Below are 15,349 nucleotides of genomic sequence, written 5' to 3'. Positions count from 1 at the left end.
TTTAAAAACGGTCATGCCTTAGCTCCTTCCCTTGCCAAGCCTTGTAATTAACCTTATAATTTCTTTTAGACTGTAAAAAAGGAAGTGAAGCAATGCTAAAGCGATTTTTCTCTTACTATAAACCGCATCGACGGTTATTTATAATTGATTTTGCCTCTGCTTTTTTCGTTGCCATTCTGGAGTTAGCGTTTCCGGTTGCGGTGCAACGATTTATAGATGTATTATTACCAAAGGGAGATTGGAATGTAATTGTAACCGTGAGTATCTTGCTCTTATTGGTATACATCATTAGTACCCTCATGCAATTTGTAGTGGTTTATTTGGGGCATAAGCTCGGTATTAATATTGAAACAGATATGCGTCGTGACCTATTCCACCACGTGCAAAGGCAATCATTCCGCTTTTTTGATAATACGAAAACAGGGCATATTATGAGTAGAATAACCAATGACCTCTTTGATATCGGGGAACTTGCCCATCATGGACCAGAGGATTTCTTTATTTCCATCATGACCTTTATTGGTGCGTTTCTCATCATGTTTACAATTAATGTGAAGCTAGCACTCATCATTCTAATCGCTGTGCCTATTCTTATTTTCTTGATTACGTTAAGCAATATTAAAATGAATAAGGCATGGAAGCGAATGTACGAGGAAATCGCTGGAGTAAATGCACGCGTAGAAGATGCCGTATCAGGTGTGCGTGTCGTACAATCATTTACAAATGAAAAGTTTGAAATGGAGCGTTTCTCTAAGGATAATAACAACTTCCGTATTGCCAAAATTGGTGCCTATAAAGTAATGGCATTTGTGCATTCCAATATTTATATGATGATGCGCCTGATTACTTTGCTTGTTCTTGTGGTCGGTGCTTGGTTAACTTATCAAAATGAACTGCAGTACGGGGAACTTGTCAGCTTTGTATTGTTTGTAAATGTGCTGTTTAATCCAATCCAAAAAATCACGGCATTACTGGAACTATATCCAAAAGGAATGGCCGGCTTTAAACGGTTTATGGACCTGATGGATGTTGAGCCGGATGTGGATAACAAGCCAGATGCGAAAAAAGTAGAAGACCTAAAAGGGAATATCGCTTTTCATGACGTTACGTTCGCTTATGAAAAGACACAGCGTCCTGTTTTAAATGAATTGAGTTTTTCCATTAACGCAGGGGAAACCATTGCTTTTGTCGGGCCATCTGGTGCTGGTAAGACAACAATTTGTTCGCTTATTCCGCGTTTCTACGATGTGGACCAAGGTGGTATTACCATTGATGGGTTAGACCTTCGTGACATGACGAAGGAGTCGCTACGTGCACAGATTGGTATTGTGCAGCAGGATGTCTTCCTCTTCACAGGAACGTTAAGAGAAAACATCGCTTACGGAAAACTTGATGCTACAAATGAAGAAATAGAAAAAGCTGCCCGCCAAGCACATATGGAGGAATTTATTAAGGAATTACCTGATGGTTATGAAACACAGGTAGGCGAGCGTGGATTGAAATTATCAGGTGGTCAAAAGCAACGGATTGCCATCGCCAGAATGTTCCTGAAAAATCCGCCAATCCTAATTCTTGATGAAGCAACCTCTGCATTGGATACAGAAACCGAAACCATTATTCAAAAGGCATTAACAGAGCTTGCGAAGGATCGCACCACGTTGATCATTGCGCATAGACTGGCAACGATCAAAAATGCCGACCGAATTATGGTTGTAACAAAAGAAGGAATTGAAGAAGAAGGAAGCCATGAAGAACTATTAAAACGAGATGGTATTTTCGCCCATTTGCATAAAGTGCAGATGAGGTAAAAAGAAAGGCGTTTAAGCTAAAGAGTTTAGACGCCTTTTTTGGTATGTAGTTTGTAAAAAATGGCGATAAGTGAACTAGCATACGCGCAACGTTTCACATGAAACATCTTTTATAATAAAACTGCACTTTATATTTTTTAGGAGAGTTTTTTAAATGCCTGCACCATTTCTTCAAAGGCTTCTGCTTCCTCAAGAAAGGGATTATGATTGCTTTCATGAAAACAATAAAAAGAAGAATGTTGTAATTGCTTGTGGATTTCTTCTGAAAAGACAAAAGGACATTGTGCGTCATGCTTTCCGCAATAGATTATGGCAGGGACCTTTACGTTTTTCAATTCTTCTCTGATATCATAATCTGGTAATTCTTCATAAGAGTAATAATCAAGCCGTTTTTGTACCACACTCCCACTACTTGGTTTCGAAAAGTAACTATCATAATTCTGCGGTCGGTATAAGGACATTTCTAACCATTCTCTGGCTACAGCCCTTCGCTCTTGTATATTATTAGAAGTGTTTAATACAGAAAAGATCTCTTTTAATCTTTTGTTATGGGGGTTTTTCCTAGAGTAAATACTTCCTTCGTGGTTCATATATTCATAAGATGCTGTAGCGCCTCCTGCTATTACCTTGGTTAAGGAATTAGGAAAATGAATCGCATACTTTAAAGCCAGCATTCCGCCTGTAGAGTGACCTCCAAAAGCCCATCTCTGAAATCCCAGCTCTTCGCGGATGGCCTCTAAATCTTTTACGCTCTCCAACATGCTTAATTCTTCGTCACTGCTTACTGTGCTAGAATTACCTGCATTTTTTAGATTTACCAAATATACTTGAAAGTGTTCAGTGAATGGGTCAGCAAAATAATAGCCTTTTTCATTAAATTGGCTGTACAGATGGGTAATACAGATCGGTTCCCCCTTTCCCTTAACAAAGTATTCAAAGGTGCCGCGCTTTGTATGAAGTAGTTCTTTTTTCCACATTAATATCCCCCACTTCTTTAACTCATTAATTTATTTTCTTACAGAGATAAACCATTTTCGAAGCATTAGATGTCAAAGGTGATTCATTCCAGTCCTGGTATACCCCTTCAATGGTAAAGCCGTGCTTTTCAAGTAGTCGTTCCATCTCTAACGGAAAGACGAAGCGTAGATCAATTACAGAGCGTTTCTCATCTTGTAGTTTCCCATTCGCATCAAAAAATCTTCTTATGGTGATATTATGTTGGACCTGATTGAGTGCATCGTATTCACTGATGTAGGAGACGTGGACAGAAAGCTTTCCATCTTTATAAGAAAACCCTGGCTCTTCATCATTCGTGGAGACTAGTTCCTCTTCACCTGGAAAACGAGTGTTAAAAAGAAAGCGACCTCCCTTAACAAGATGGCGTTGGATTGATTCTAATAGTTTATCCTGCGCTTCATTGGTAAGGAAATGTTGAAAGGAATTTCCAACCATGAAAATAAAGTCGCTTTTTAAACCAAGCTCCAATTTTGTGCAATCCTGTTCAATAAAGCCTATATCAAGCTTTTCAGCCACTGCCTTTTCTCTTGCTCGTCTTAGCATACCACGATGTAAATCCACTCCTACTATGCTGTTTCCTGCTTTTGCTAAGGGTATGGTCGCCCTTCCTGTACCACAGGCTAAATCTACAATTGGACCTGTAGCCTTGTCTGCCGATTTTGTTAAATAGGAAATATCCTCATCATAGGCAACGTGTTCCTTATCATATTGAATGGGATCCTGATATTCTTCTAAATTTTCTATGGTCATCGGTGTTCCCCTAGTTTTAAATTTTCTGTTTAATGAGATAGTTAAAGTTTATCATTATAAGCAGTACAAGTATAATAGAAATGCCAACATTAAGATGGCACCAGTCACGAGATAATGCCTAGGATTGTTTTTCCCATAGAGAATCAAACCATTAATAATCCGTGAGATGAAAACAAGTACAACAGTTGAAATAAAAACTATAGGTGAAACGGACGTAAGCCATGACATAATCCCTGTAATAAGGAAGCAAACATGGCTAAAGGTGAAGAAAAATAGAGAAAGCTTTTTACCTCTTATCAGAGACTGATTTTTAAGCAGGTAGCCTACTACTCCAATTAAGCTAATAAGACCAAATAGCGTCATTATGATTCCGTGTAACATGTTGATTCCCCCTTGAACTGTTTGATAAAGCATACAAGGTGGGGTCGACCCCATGTAAAGAGGGATTTAAAGAGAAAGGAAGAGAAGGATGAGAATTGGCCAATTTATAAAAGAGGCAAGCACGACCAAGCATACGGTAAGACACTATGAAGATCTCCACTTATTAAAACCAAGCATTATGAATAGCCGGAGAGATTACGGAAAAAAAGAGCTAGAAGATTTTATGGCAATCAAAGAATTGCAGGAATTGGGTTTATCTTTGAAGGAAATACAAGCTATCTTTCAAGTGAAAAAGAACATGGGGTGCGGATCCCCTGAATTAGTTACTGAAGTTCTAAAATCGTTGCAGGATAAAGAGAAAATTCTATTGGAGGAAGAGAAGAAACTCCGCATTAAAAGAGAAAAGATAACCGCATTATATAAAGGGTTATCTTTTGATAAAGTGAAACTTCAATCAGTGGGGGTTTTCCATTCTTCCCCCACTGATTGTTAGTTGAACGAATCGGGTTGTTAGCGTCCGTTTACTCCCACTAAAAACTTACCGTTTTAATTTATGTTTTGAAGTGCGAGTCTTACGGACGGTTGCACTGCGATAAATAAACTTAAGTTTACGCCTTTACACGAGGTCGGTATCTCTATCATGGGAAAGCATACCTCTCATCCGAATTATTTTTCCATCAAATTCTATTTTTATAGCCTCCATACCACTTTTGCGGTAAAAGTTTATGGCAGCAGTATTCGAGGGAGAAACTCTTAGTTCATAGCTAGCCACATTGTATTGAAGAAAAAACTGTTTTGCATATTGGTACAATTCCAAGCCCTTCCCTTGACCGCGTTTTTCAGGCACAAGGTAAAGTAAATGGATATACCCAATGGACTCCCCGTTGTATTCTTTAATGGATAATTCAAGTTGTCCAATATACGCATCATTTTCACGAACCAACATAAACCCAGCGGGGAATGCATGCTTCTTTTCTTCTAACCAACGCAAGTAATCCTCTTCATCACCAAAGCCTGAAGTATCACCAAAACTAACTCTAAAGGAGTCTTTACGAAATGCAATGACTTTGGCTTGGTGCTTCATTACATCAATCGCCTCAAATGTTAGCATGTCATCCCCCTTTAAAATTTGATTTAAAACTAACAGTACAAAATCTGCTGCGTTACCTTAAAGGTCTTCACTTAAATGCTCGACCTGATTGTAGTTCAGCACTTCCCACTTCTCTTGTTTATAGTGGATGTTATTAATACAAGCGTTCATTAGCCTTGTTTTCCCAGCACCGATTTCTCCACCAGAGACAGTTGCTAAAATAGCATTTATTACCGCACCGTGGGCAACAATAAGAACGCGCTTATCGGGATATTTCTTCAGAACATCATCCACTCCGCTCATCACACGTTTGATGAAGTCTTCTGGTTCTTCACGATTTGGATAGGCTTTATCAGGATATTGAGTCGTTCTTTCCTCCATTGTCAGTCCTTCCGCGTCACCAAAAGAGCATTCTGCAAAATTGCTCATTTCCTCGTATGGGAGCTGTAGAGAAGCATTAATAATTTCAGCTGTGCGTTTGGCCCGTTTCATAGGGCTTGCTACCATAACATCATAATCCTCTGCATTAAGATAGGCTGCGCTTTTTTCAGCCTGACGAATCCCTGTTTCGTTTAGCGGGATATCTGTACTCCCTTGTAGCTTTCCTTTTAAATTCCAGTCTGTTTCACCGTGTCGTATAAGGCAAATTGTCGTCATTCCCATAACCCCCTGTTTGTTTGCATTATGTATATTAATAAAATAATAACAGATTTCGCTCTATCTGCGGGCGGTCAGCTGAATAAATCTGTCCCAATGTCACAACCTAGAGCTAAAAGGAGTGTGCGTTATGCAAAATTTACTTATAGCAATAAGCCTAGGTTTATCCACCTTTATCGGACAAGCTTTACCAACAGCGGATACGGAACCTCAACAAGAACGAGAGCAAGTCCCTTCCTATGCTAAGTGGGGAAAGCTTGCCATGAAAGAAACGAAGGCCAAATACCCTCAAGCAGACATTATCGATTATCTACATGAAGGCAGCAAAGAAAACGCCAACTCTGAGGTTGAAATTTTTAAATTATGGTTAAAGCAAGATCAAAAAGAATTTGGTGTCTATGTAAATATTGAATTTCATCCAGAAACGGAAGAAGTTATCTCCGTTACATTTAAAGAAACAGATCGATAGCAACAGGTATCGCGTGGAAGATGCTCAAGGTCGCGTGCAAACTCCACCCTAGAGCGCCACACAAAGGAAGAGCCACATTCGCCCTCTTCCTTTTTTCTTAATCGACAATAATTGCCCCGTTGGTAGATGAGGAATAAATTAGCTCCATATATACATAAGCCAAAAGCCACAATCCGCTCTTTGCCTTGCTCCCATTTCTAGGAAATTCCGCTTGTATTGTATGCTCATCTCCCCTTTTTCATTGAATCAGCTGCTTTGCAAAATTTGTTATTGGGCATTTCTATTTATTTTTCAATTCTATTAAACTAGCAATTTCATCTAAATGAATCCTATGTATGAGTAAAAGGGTTTTTCCAATGCTGGTTGTAAAATTTATCCATGCTGAATACCTATAAGCTTTTAAATGGTCACTAGTACTTCCTGTTCATTTTTGTAAAAGCATAAAATCGTCAACAAGCTTCGACACATCTAGTAGATGGGCGTACCTATAATAGAGTTACAAGAATAGCAGGCAGGCATCAAGGTGATTCCAAGAGATAATGGAGGTGAAGGATCACTGTAAGCGGTCATGCAGGGATGCGGTAGACAAAAAACGAAGGGGAGGAACGGGTATGAAACTGAAAAAGCAGTTGAGTTTGGCACTAGCATCAAGTGTATTAGGGGTGGCACTGATTAGTGGAGGCACCTATGCCTATTTTAGTGATCAGGAGGTGTCGAGTAATTCGTTTGCTGCAGGCACATTGGATTTATCCATGAATGAAACGGCGTTAATAGAATTGGAGAATCTTAAGCCTGGTGATACGATGATGCGAGAATTCAACTTAGAAAATGACGGAAGCTTAAAGATTGAAAATGTCTTTTTAGAAACCGCCTACTCTGTAAATGACATAGAGAACAACAATACAGAGGATTATGGCAAGCATATAAAAGTTAATTTCCTTTGGAATTGGGATCAGGAAAGTGAGCCTGTGTTTGAAACAACCTTATATGATTTACAGCAAATGGACCCAGATGTCGTGAAGCGGGATATATGGGATCCATTGTGGGAGCAAAAAGGTGGGTTGGATTCAGAGGAATCGCATGATTTCTGGGTTGAATTTGAATTTGTTGATAATGACGCAGACCAGAACATGTACCAGGGAGACGCACTCTCATTGGAATGGACCTTTAACGCGACACAGGGAGATGGAGAGGAAAAATAACGAATAAATCCAAAGGAAGGAATGAGGGGAATGAAATTACGCCAAAAAATTGGCTTTTCTACCATAGTACTGTCGCTATCAATAGGGATTGTTACACATGGAACAACCGTTTCTGCAGAGGAGGACAACATAAAATTAAACGACACCTACAATACACCATCTTATATTGTGGAAAAGTGGGATGCGCCAGGAGGAATGACCAAGCAGGAGATTGTCCGAGCTTACTTTTCCCAGAATAAAGGAGACTTCCAACTACAAAATAATAAAGATGTAGACTTTGATATTGTAGAGGAATTGAAGGATGACCAAACAGATAACTCCCATTTTAAAGTCCAGCAAACGTACAAAGGGATTCCTGTTTATGGAGCAGATCAAACTATAAAGTTAGATGAAAATAATAATGTAACCGCATACTTTGGAGAGGTGATTCCGGAGCTTGATAAGAAAAAGATAAACATGCAAGCAAACCTATCAAAATCTGATGCGATTAAGCTTGCAAAAAAGGAAATTGAGAAAAAGATTGGCAAAGTGAAAGACTATGACGGTCCGCTAGAGGTAGATCCTTATATTTATGAATATGACGATGCCTATTATTATACGTATCTCGTAACAGCATCGACCACCGAGCCCGCAGTAGGATTTTGGCATTATTTTATCGACGCAACGAATGGAAATGTTGTTGACTCCTATAATACTGCACATGATGTAACAGCCTTTGGTACAGGGGTTTTTGGAGATAGGAAAATGTTTGAGGCACAAGCCTATGAAGGGAAGTTTCGTCTGTTTGATGTGACCAGAGGAGATGGTGTGGTGACATATGACAATACAACAGGAACAAACCTTGATGTGTTTAGCATAAATAAAATGTTTAAAGATGGGTCGGCAGTAGATGCCCATGCCAATGCCCAAAAAACATATGACTATTACCAGGACACATTTGGTAGAGATTCCGTTGATGATAATGGGCAAATTCTCATTTCAGCAGTCCATGTGGGTAATAATTGGAATAACGCCTCCTGGAATGGTAGACAAATGTCATATGGCGATGGGGATGGCCTTAGATTTCACCCACTTGCTGCAGGGCTTGATGTAGCAGCACACGAGATGAGCCACGGCGTTGTCCAACATACTGCCAATTTAATTTATCGAGGTGAATCAGGAGCACTGAATGAGTCCTTTGCTGATATTTTTGGCGCAATGGTGGACCGAGATGACTGGCTTATTGGAGAAAATATTATGGCAGATGGCACGCTTGCACTAAGATCGATGGAGGACCCGACGGACCTAATTGAACGGAGAACGGAAGCACCGTATCCAGATCACTGGAGCAAAAGATATACAGGCACACTTGATAATGGTGGGGTTCATATTAATTCGAGTATTAATAACAAGGCAGCCTACCTAATTTCTGAAGGTGGAGAACACTTTGATGTAGCAGTGAATGGCATTGGTAGAGATAAAACCGAGCAAATCTACTACCGGGCACTATCACTCTATTTAACTCGCAGCTCTGATTTCAGCATGATGCGAGAAGCGGCAATACAGGCAGCTGGCGACCTTTATGGTAGCGACTCGGATGCAGTGGCAGCAGTTGAGCAGGCGTATAGTGCAGTAGGCGTTTACTAATAAAATGGCAATTCCAGCTATATAGAGAATATAGCTGGAATTGTTGTTGGTTGGTCCATTAAATAGGGAGGGGTTATGCATGAAGGTGGCAAAGTCGCTCGTACTGGCCGTTCTTATCATGATGCTTTTATCAACCACGGCACAAGCTGCATCGGAAGGGTTACCAGCCTTTCCTAGTCCGATAGATTCTCAGAATTGGACGCTGCCAGAAGATATGACGTGGGAAGACTATGAACCGGTTCCTGGGGTAGATTGGCGGAATTCGGAGGTGGAGCCGGAAAGAGTGCTGAAGGGAGCCCTCATCGTTGTTGACTTTCAAGACCGCGATTTTATCATAAGTCAAGAGGAGGGCTCTATGGAAGCTGGGAATCCGGTTGGAAATGGAAATATTCCTAGAGAGGATGTTGGGGAATATTGGGTGGACTTTCTCAATAAACCGCAGACACTGAATAACTATCGAACGATCAATGAATACTGGAGGGAAAATTCTTATGGAAAGTGGGCAGTAGAGCTGGAGGCTTTTGGCCCTTACCGAATGGATGGAAATGAGTTCCAGTATGGGTTGAACGAATTCGGACAGCAGGAAAATATGCCACCGGGTTATGAAGCAAAAAGTCTCCGTCCAGAGGCGATGAGCAAAGCAGAGGCAGATATGGAAGCATTTGGGGAGGAATTTGATTTCACTTTTATTTTGCACGCAGGGTACGATGAATCAGGCGTATGGCAAGAATTTGGTGAAATGATGTTTTTAAATGAAGAGGCAGTGACAGACGAATTCGGCCCACCTTTAGACTACGATATGCCAAATTGGGCACTGACAAGGTATGTGGACTGGACTTCGTGGGTCGCGGGAAAAAGTATTTGGTCTAGTGCCGATATTCGGAATGGCATATCTGTTCAAGGGGAAAATGACGGCATGGGTACGTTCGCTCATGAATTCGGTCATATTATGAATCTGCTGGATAATTATAACAATCCGTATGCCAATCCGGTTTCTCGTACGTATTCTGGTCCATGGGAATTAATGAGCAGAGGGAGTTTCAACGGGCCAGGAGGGCCGCATACACGTTGGATGGTCATGCCAACACTAGGCGGTTCTGCACCGTCTCATCATATGCTTCGAAATAAGATCAAACAAGGATTTCTATCAGAAGAGGATTATCTAAATGTCGATCGAGATGCATTGGCAGAGACTGGGCCGGTATTCGCTGATATTCTCGCACGTGCTGTACCAGAAGACAGTACAAGTGACGAGTCCGCAATACATGGCATTAATATTATGATGGAGGACCTTACACCGGCCAATTCCCTGGAAGATGATTGGCGGGCTGATATGCAACGCGGAGAGAAATGGTATGACAATTACACTGTGGAAGTAGTCGACCGTGTTGGAATGGATTCATTTACACCAGATTCTGGTGTACTGCTGGCGAAGACGAAGGATAGTGAATCTGCACCAAATATTTGGGTGATTGATTCCCATGAGGAAGACATTAATCAAAAGGATTTTACCAGACCTGATGGGACAGATGCAATGTATTCGAAGGGTGATTATCGTCAACTATCGGATGCCTTGTTTAAAGCAGGAACAGGAAATGATGTCGTTAGTGAATATGTAGATGAATATAACAGACTACACTTCTATATTCTTAATCATAATCGGGATACAGAAGACCCATTATCGTATAGGGTCGCGGTAAGACATCTGGATGGTGGGGGCGACTTTGCTCGCGGAGTCAAAACGGAAAGTGGCGAGCAAGAACAAGCGATCCCGGGAAAAGTAGCCAAACATTATTTCCAGGTTACCAATACAGGCGAAGCAACCGACCTTTTCCGTTTGCGAGCAGATATAGATGGCGGCTGGGAAACAATGCTGGAACAAGAAGTAATTGAAGTAGAATCAGGAGAAACGGTAAAGGTGCCAGTATATGTTGAAGTACCGGAAAATAAGAAGGAGGCTGTAGCACTGAGCTTTACAGCAACATCGGAAACGGACGCGAGTCAGGTCGAACAGGATGTGACGCTTCTATTGAGTAATCTCAGCGCTACAGGGTTAAAAGAACTTCTTAACCGCTATGAAGTGTTAGAGGATATCTCCAATGAGGAGACTTTGCGAGCATTACAAACCCATTTAACTGTTGTAGAGCGATTTGAGAAAAAGAAGGAATCTGAAAAAGTCATCAAACATATGGAAGGCTTTATGCAGCTTGTCACCCATCAGCGTGATCAGGGAAATATCACCGAGATATCTGCAGGTGCACTACTGGATTATAGTGATTACGTGATCGAGGAGTGGAAGTAAAAACAATGATTGATCTGGGGTAGAGGTAGACTGTCCCAGATCTTTTTTTATAATACTGAAAGTCGTGTAGAGATAGAACCCGTCTTTCTCTCTTCCTCAAAAAAATAACCACCTATATCAGATGGCAAATAAGCATGGTTATTTTTTCGCAACTTATTTAAAAGACTATCTATCTACTTTATTTCCATTTGTCTATGATTGTATTGGCATCAGCAGTTAGAACAAGGTACGCCTCGTCTGTAAGAAAGTTGTTGTTCTTTTGATTATCGAGTAGTTTTTTAAGATTTTCCAGATGCTTGATTACTTTATCGCCGCGCTCTTTTTTCTCAAACTGTTCGACTGATCGGATGTGAGCTTGTACTGCTCGGGATACACCTGGATTTGAGAATGCCCCATTATCCAAGTAATAGTCCACAATCTCTTTCATGTCCCCAGCATTTTCAGGGGATGTCCCCCCTTCGTAACCTAGTGCGCTATCTAGCGCCTTTTTACCACCAACAACAGGAAAGGAAATGGTACTTTCGCCAAGGGACACGTCAAATGTTGCCCGGTTGTTGTCAGGGATTAACCATCTGTCATCACTCGCTGCAATCACAATACCAATTCGATGCCCTTCTTTAAAAATATAATCCTCTGGCAATGCCTCCCATTCGAATGAATATGAATCGCCGGGAATTAGCGGATTAGACGTTGATAACGACTCCCAATTTTGGGCATCCATCCAACCGTGTGTTACGATCTCGTATGGGGCTTCCACAGTCGTCTTTTCTGTTTCCTTGTAGCAGGCATCATCGGATTCAGAGCTCTCTCCCCAGCAGGATTCAGATTCTAGTGTACGAATCCCCTCTCCACGGTCACGATGATCCACCCTCTCATCCACACCATAATCGACGACTAGTGCAGTTAAGTGTGTATTTTCTTTATCTACAATAGCGTCGAGTTTTAGCTCGGGGACCCCACTTAAGTGCACCTCATCCCCTAATTCCGGAGAGACAAATAGGAGCCTGTTTTCCTTTGATTGAAAGGCATCCTCAACCATTTGCTGTTCGGTTTGATAAGGATCATCTGTAAAGGACTGGGTGCTAGCATCTAATAATGGGCTTGTTAGCCATGTGCCTGGGAGGGTTTCCGAAGCTGGTGCAAAGCGCACATTGACGGCAGAAGCCTTTTCGTTAGGCCAAGCAGATTGAGTTTCCCACTCGTCAGCTGCCCGCTCGATGTCCACTGCTGGATCATCCATGATGCCATTATCAATATCAAGTAACCAATAATCAAACCATTGATGGAGGGTGTCTACCCATTCCGCTCTACGAAAATCAAACGGATCAACATGGCCAGTCTGTGTTAGCCAAAGCTTTCTCGGTACATCGTTCTCTGCTAGAGCTTCCCACCAATTAGAAAAATGATTCGCTTTAACGTTATAATCATTTATGCCATGAATGGCAAACACACTTGCCTCCACCTGATCGGCATTTTTCACAAAGTTACGCTCGTCCCAAAACGCATTATAATCACCGGTTTCGTCATCGGCTGCCAAGCGCATCTCTTCTCGGACAACAGCACAATCTTCTACACGCTCGCTGCTTGTTACAAGGCGTGATAGATTACCCGGACCATTTGTATAAAAAGGTGTACCTCCATAGCGGTAATAGTCATACCAGCTGCTGATAGCACCGATTGGCACAATTGTCTCTAAACCTTCCACACCAGATGCAGCAGCAGCGTTTGCTAAGGTTCCGTCATAGGACTTCCCAATCATACCTACTTTCCCTGTTGACCAATCAGCTTCAATTTCTTCACCAGCTTCATTCCACGCTTTTCCTTTACCGTTTAGCCAGTTTATCACGACATTCACACTTTCGGTCTCTTCTTCCCCTCCAGTTGGCGGACAGCCATCAGAGTTATTGGTTCCTACCATATCTACTTGTACAACCGCATAACCTCGTGGTACAAAGTAGTTGTCGTAGAATAGTGGAAACATTTCATTTACTCCATCGTTATCTGGGTCCTTGATTTCCGATTCATTTCCACGCCCAAGGCCTTCATAATATGGACTCGCATCCATAATGATAGGGACGCTTAAGTCATCTTCTGTTTCCAACGGACGAATAATGTCTACAGCGATTTTATCAAGTTCCCCATCTCGATCACTATCCATGGTGGATTCTACATAGATCGTTTCCGTAATTGCATCTTGATAAGAATAAATCGGTTCTGTCACCCCATTTTCCAGCTCGTATCCTTCCTTTTCCTGCGCGGTATCAGCCGCGCCATGTACGATTTCAGGAGTGGCTAGTGCAGACAAAACAGCAAGTGACAGGACAGCATGTACTACTTTTTTATTCGTTTTGCTAAACAATACATTCCCTCCTCTATTAATCTAGTATAAAAATAGCATGTAAGAAGGTAAGCTAGAAGAGGGAGAAGCACTATTTTTCAGATAATTTAGATTTTAAAATAGATAATTGGTTCTGATAAAAAGGAACGTCTTTAGAGAAGGTTTTCAAGTATATTTGTGGAATAATTATAAAGGAAGGAGAGATTAGACAGTGGATAAATTGCGACGTAACTCTTCAAAATAAATAAATTTTGAGGAGGAGAAGAAATGAACATAGCATTTCAAGATAGTAAAGACATAGACAAAGAACAGGTAATGAAATTATATAATGATGTGGGATGGTATGCGTATACGAAGGATGCAAGCACATTGAACAATGCACTGCGGGCATCGCTTGATGTAATCTCTGCATGGGATGGTGAGGAGTTAGTCGGCCTAATTCGTGTCGTAGGCGATGGGTTAACGATCCTCTATATCCAAGATATTTTGGTATTGAATGCTTATCAAAATCAAGGGGTTGCTACACAATTAATGGAGCAAGTGATGCAGAAGTATGAGCATGTGCGGCAGAAGGTCTTGTTAACAGAAGAGGCATCAGATGTGAGGCATTTTTATGAGAAAAATGGCTTCGCGTCCTGTGACAAGGGTTCATTGGTGGCTTTTGCAAAACTAGAAGGATAATAAAAAGTGCAGGGCGCCTTAAAGGATCCCTGCACTTTTCTTCATTTTTTAAAACTGTGTCTTAAGAAGAGGTCCAAGCGCCACCATTTACATGGATGGCCTGTCCTGTGATATAAGAACCTTCATCTGAAGCCAGTAGTACATATGGCATTGCGTGTTCAGATGGTTGTCCAGGTCGGCCCATTAACGTATCTTGTCCGAATCCTTCTACGCCATCTTCATCAAAGGAAGATGGAATAAGTGGTGTCCATACAGGGCCTGGTGCTACTGCATTGGCACGGATTCCTCTCTTCGCAAGGCTTTGGGCAATGCTTCGAGTAAATGCCGTGATAGCACCTTTAGTTGCGGAATAGTCCATAAAGATTGGGTTCCCACGATATGCGTTAATGGAAGAAGTACTGATAATAGAATCACCTTCCTGCATATGAGGTACTGCCGCTTTTGTTAAATAGAATTGGGAGAAGAAATTGACTTGGAATGTCTCTTCAAACTGTTCATCTGAGATATCCTCAAGATCTTCCCGAACAAATTGGATGGCTGCATTATTTACAAGAATGTTCAATTTGCCAAACTCATCGACTGTCTTTTGTACGAGATCTCTACAATGCGCGGCATTTTTAATATCGCCAGGAAGTAGCAGGCATTTTACACCTTCTGCTTCAACTGCTTTTTTCGTTACTTCTGCATCCTCATGCTCATCAAGATAAGAAATGGCAACATTTGCCCCTTCTTTCGCGTAAAGCATTGCTACAGCACGTCCGATCCCGCTGTCGCCACCTGTAATTAAGGCGCTTTTTCCTTTCAGTTTTTCTGAACCTTTATATTCTGTTGGCTGTGCCGGTAATGGGTTCATTTTTGACTCAATACCTGGTTGTCTCTCTTGTTTTTGTCTAGGGGTACTACCCTTTTGCATCTCTTTCGGATCCATAAGTGACATTACCTCCTTGATTAAATACGTTACTTTTTGCGTCACAATAGTCTATTCCACCCTATGGTGAGAAGAAAACATGAGATAGCGCTTACGATTA

14 protein-coding genes are annotated in these 15,349 nt (G+C 41.3%); 7 read left to right on the top strand and 7 right to left on the bottom strand.

The features are described 5' to 3' along the window. The first annotated feature begins 92 nt into the window (after positions 1–92). Entirely contained in the window at positions 93–1,808 is a 1,716-nt protein-coding gene (locus BN988_RS16165; protein ID WP_036578067.1) for an ABC transporter ATP-binding protein, read from the top strand. A gap of 137 nt (positions 1,809–1,945) precedes the next feature. Here BN988_RS16165 and BN988_RS16160 read toward each other — a convergent pair whose 3' ends face one another. Genes BN988_RS16160 through BN988_RS16150 form a run of 3 tightly spaced genes read right to left on the bottom strand, consistent with a single transcriptional unit; the run spans position 1,946 to position 3,956 of the window. Further along, a complete protein-coding gene (locus BN988_RS16160) occupies positions 1,946–2,785 on the bottom strand; it encodes an alpha/beta fold hydrolase (RefSeq protein WP_036578066.1) in 840 nt (279 codons plus the stop codon). Positions 2,786–2,810: 25 nt separating this feature from the next. Further along, positions 2,811–3,575 carry a class I SAM-dependent methyltransferase gene (locus tag BN988_RS16155; RefSeq protein ID WP_187120261.1) on the bottom strand — a complete coding sequence of 255 codons (765 nt, stop codon included), beginning with the start codon at positions 3,573–3,575 and terminating at the stop codon, positions 2,811–2,813. A 54-nt stretch (positions 3,576–3,629) separates the two neighbouring features. Further along, positions 3,630–3,956: a hypothetical protein gene (locus tag BN988_RS16150; RefSeq protein ID WP_036578064.1), complete on the bottom strand. Its 327-nt coding sequence runs from the start codon at positions 3,954–3,956 to the stop codon at positions 3,630–3,632. Positions 3,957–4,044: 88 nt separating this feature from the next. Between BN988_RS16150 and BN988_RS16145 the strand changes: the two genes are divergently transcribed. Next, positions 4,045–4,449, top strand: a complete 405-nt coding sequence (locus BN988_RS16145) for a MerR family transcriptional regulator (protein WP_051558050.1) — start codon at positions 4,045–4,047, stop codon at positions 4,447–4,449. A gap of 123 nt (positions 4,450–4,572) precedes the next feature. On the opposite strand, the gene BN988_RS16140 is transcribed toward BN988_RS16145, so the two are convergent. Both BN988_RS16140 and BN988_RS16135 read right to left on the bottom strand, forming a co-directional pair. After that, entirely contained in the window at positions 4,573–5,067 is a 495-nt protein-coding gene (locus BN988_RS16140; protein ID WP_036578063.1) for a GNAT family N-acetyltransferase, read from the bottom strand. 57 nt (positions 5,068–5,124) lie between these two features. Next, a complete protein-coding gene (locus BN988_RS16135) occupies positions 5,125–5,703 on the bottom strand; it encodes a histidine phosphatase family protein (protein ID WP_036578062.1) in 579 nt (192 codons plus the stop codon). A gap of 130 nt (positions 5,704–5,833) precedes the next feature. Here BN988_RS16135 and BN988_RS16130 point away from each other — a divergent pair, with 130 nt between their 5' ends. The 4 genes from BN988_RS16130 (at position 5,834) to BN988_RS16115 (ending at position 11,302) form a co-directional block, all read left to right on the top strand. Beyond that, on the top strand, positions 5,834–6,172 hold the full coding sequence (locus BN988_RS16130; RefSeq protein ID WP_036578060.1) for a DUF3889 domain-containing protein: 339 nt from the start codon (positions 5,834–5,836) through the stop codon (positions 6,170–6,172). Between the two features lie 611 nt (positions 6,173–6,783). Beyond that, positions 6,784–7,374, top strand: coding sequence for a CalY family protein (locus BN988_RS16125; protein ID WP_036578058.1), 591 nt, complete (start codon positions 6,784–6,786; stop codon positions 7,372–7,374). A gap of 30 nt (positions 7,375–7,404) precedes the next feature. Next, complete coding sequence (locus BN988_RS16120) at positions 7,405–9,000, top strand: M4 family metallopeptidase (protein ID WP_036578056.1); 1,596 nt, start codon at positions 7,405–7,407, stop codon at positions 8,998–9,000. 79 nt (positions 9,001–9,079) lie between these two features. Further along, positions 9,080–11,302, top strand: coding sequence for a M6 family metalloprotease domain-containing protein (locus tag BN988_RS16115; protein ID WP_036578055.1), 2,223 nt, complete (start codon positions 9,080–9,082; stop codon positions 11,300–11,302). Between the two features lie 178 nt (positions 11,303–11,480). On the opposite strand, the gene BN988_RS16110 is transcribed toward BN988_RS16115, so the two are convergent. After that, positions 11,481–13,661 carry a Xaa-Pro dipeptidyl-peptidase gene (locus BN988_RS16110; protein ID WP_051558047.1) on the bottom strand — a complete coding sequence of 727 codons (2,181 nt, stop codon included), beginning with the start codon at positions 13,659–13,661 and terminating at the stop codon, positions 11,481–11,483. Positions 13,662–13,907: 246 nt separating this feature from the next. On the opposite strand from BN988_RS16110, the gene BN988_RS16105 reads away from it, so the two are divergent. Beyond that, positions 13,908–14,321, top strand: coding sequence for a GNAT family N-acetyltransferase (locus tag BN988_RS16105; protein ID WP_036578053.1), 414 nt, complete (start codon positions 13,908–13,910; stop codon positions 14,319–14,321). Between the two features lie 61 nt (positions 14,322–14,382). On the opposite strand, the gene BN988_RS16100 is transcribed toward BN988_RS16105, so the two are convergent. Then, the gene (locus BN988_RS16100; protein ID WP_036578051.1) at positions 14,383–15,249 is read right to left on the bottom strand and encodes an SDR family oxidoreductase; all 867 of its coding nucleotides are present in this window, start codon (positions 15,247–15,249) and stop codon (positions 14,383–14,385) included. Between the last annotated feature and the right edge of the window lie 100 nt (positions 15,250–15,349).

Origin of the sequence: Oceanobacillus picturae (assembly GCF_000612865.1) — a bacterium.
GTDB lineage: Bacteria > Bacillota > Bacilli > Bacillales > Amphibacillaceae > Oceanobacillus_B > Oceanobacillus_B jordanicus.
This window is presented reverse-complemented; position numbering and strand designations above follow the sequence as displayed.

Excerpts from the sequence above, each read along its gene's own strand:
- BN988_RS16165 (WP_036578067.1), top strand. The coding sequence starts at position 93 with ATGCTAAAGCGATTTTTCTCTTACTATAAACCGCATCGACGGTTATTT.
- BN988_RS16160 (WP_036578066.1), bottom strand. The coding sequence starts at position 2,785 with ATGTGGAAAAAAGAACTACTTCATACAAAGCGCGGCACCTTTGAATAC.
- BN988_RS16155 (WP_187120261.1), bottom strand. The coding sequence starts at position 3,575 with ATGACCATAGAAAATTTAGAAGAATATCAGGATCCCATTCAATATGAT.
- BN988_RS16150 (WP_036578064.1), bottom strand. The coding sequence starts at position 3,956 with ATGTTACACGGAATCATAATGACGCTATTTGGTCTTATTAGCTTAATT.
- BN988_RS16145 (WP_051558050.1), top strand. The coding sequence starts at position 4,045 with ATGAGAATTGGCCAATTTATAAAAGAGGCAAGCACGACCAAGCATACG.
- BN988_RS16140 (WP_036578063.1), bottom strand. The coding sequence starts at position 5,067 with ATGCTAACATTTGAGGCGATTGATGTAATGAAGCACCAAGCCAAAGTC.
- BN988_RS16135 (WP_036578062.1), bottom strand. The coding sequence starts at position 5,703 with ATGACGACAATTTGCCTTATACGACACGGTGAAACAGACTGGAATTTA.
- BN988_RS16130 (WP_036578060.1), top strand. The coding sequence starts at position 5,834 with ATGCAAAATTTACTTATAGCAATAAGCCTAGGTTTATCCACCTTTATC.
- BN988_RS16125 (WP_036578058.1), top strand. The coding sequence starts at position 6,784 with ATGAAACTGAAAAAGCAGTTGAGTTTGGCACTAGCATCAAGTGTATTA.
- BN988_RS16120 (WP_036578056.1), top strand. The coding sequence starts at position 7,405 with ATGAAATTACGCCAAAAAATTGGCTTTTCTACCATAGTACTGTCGCTA.
- BN988_RS16115 (WP_036578055.1), top strand. The coding sequence starts at position 9,080 with ATGAAGGTGGCAAAGTCGCTCGTACTGGCCGTTCTTATCATGATGCTT.
- BN988_RS16105 (WP_036578053.1), top strand. The coding sequence starts at position 13,908 with ATGAACATAGCATTTCAAGATAGTAAAGACATAGACAAAGAACAGGTA.
- BN988_RS16100 (WP_036578051.1), bottom strand. The coding sequence starts at position 15,249 with ATGGATCCGAAAGAGATGCAAAAGGGTAGTACCCCTAGACAAAAACAA.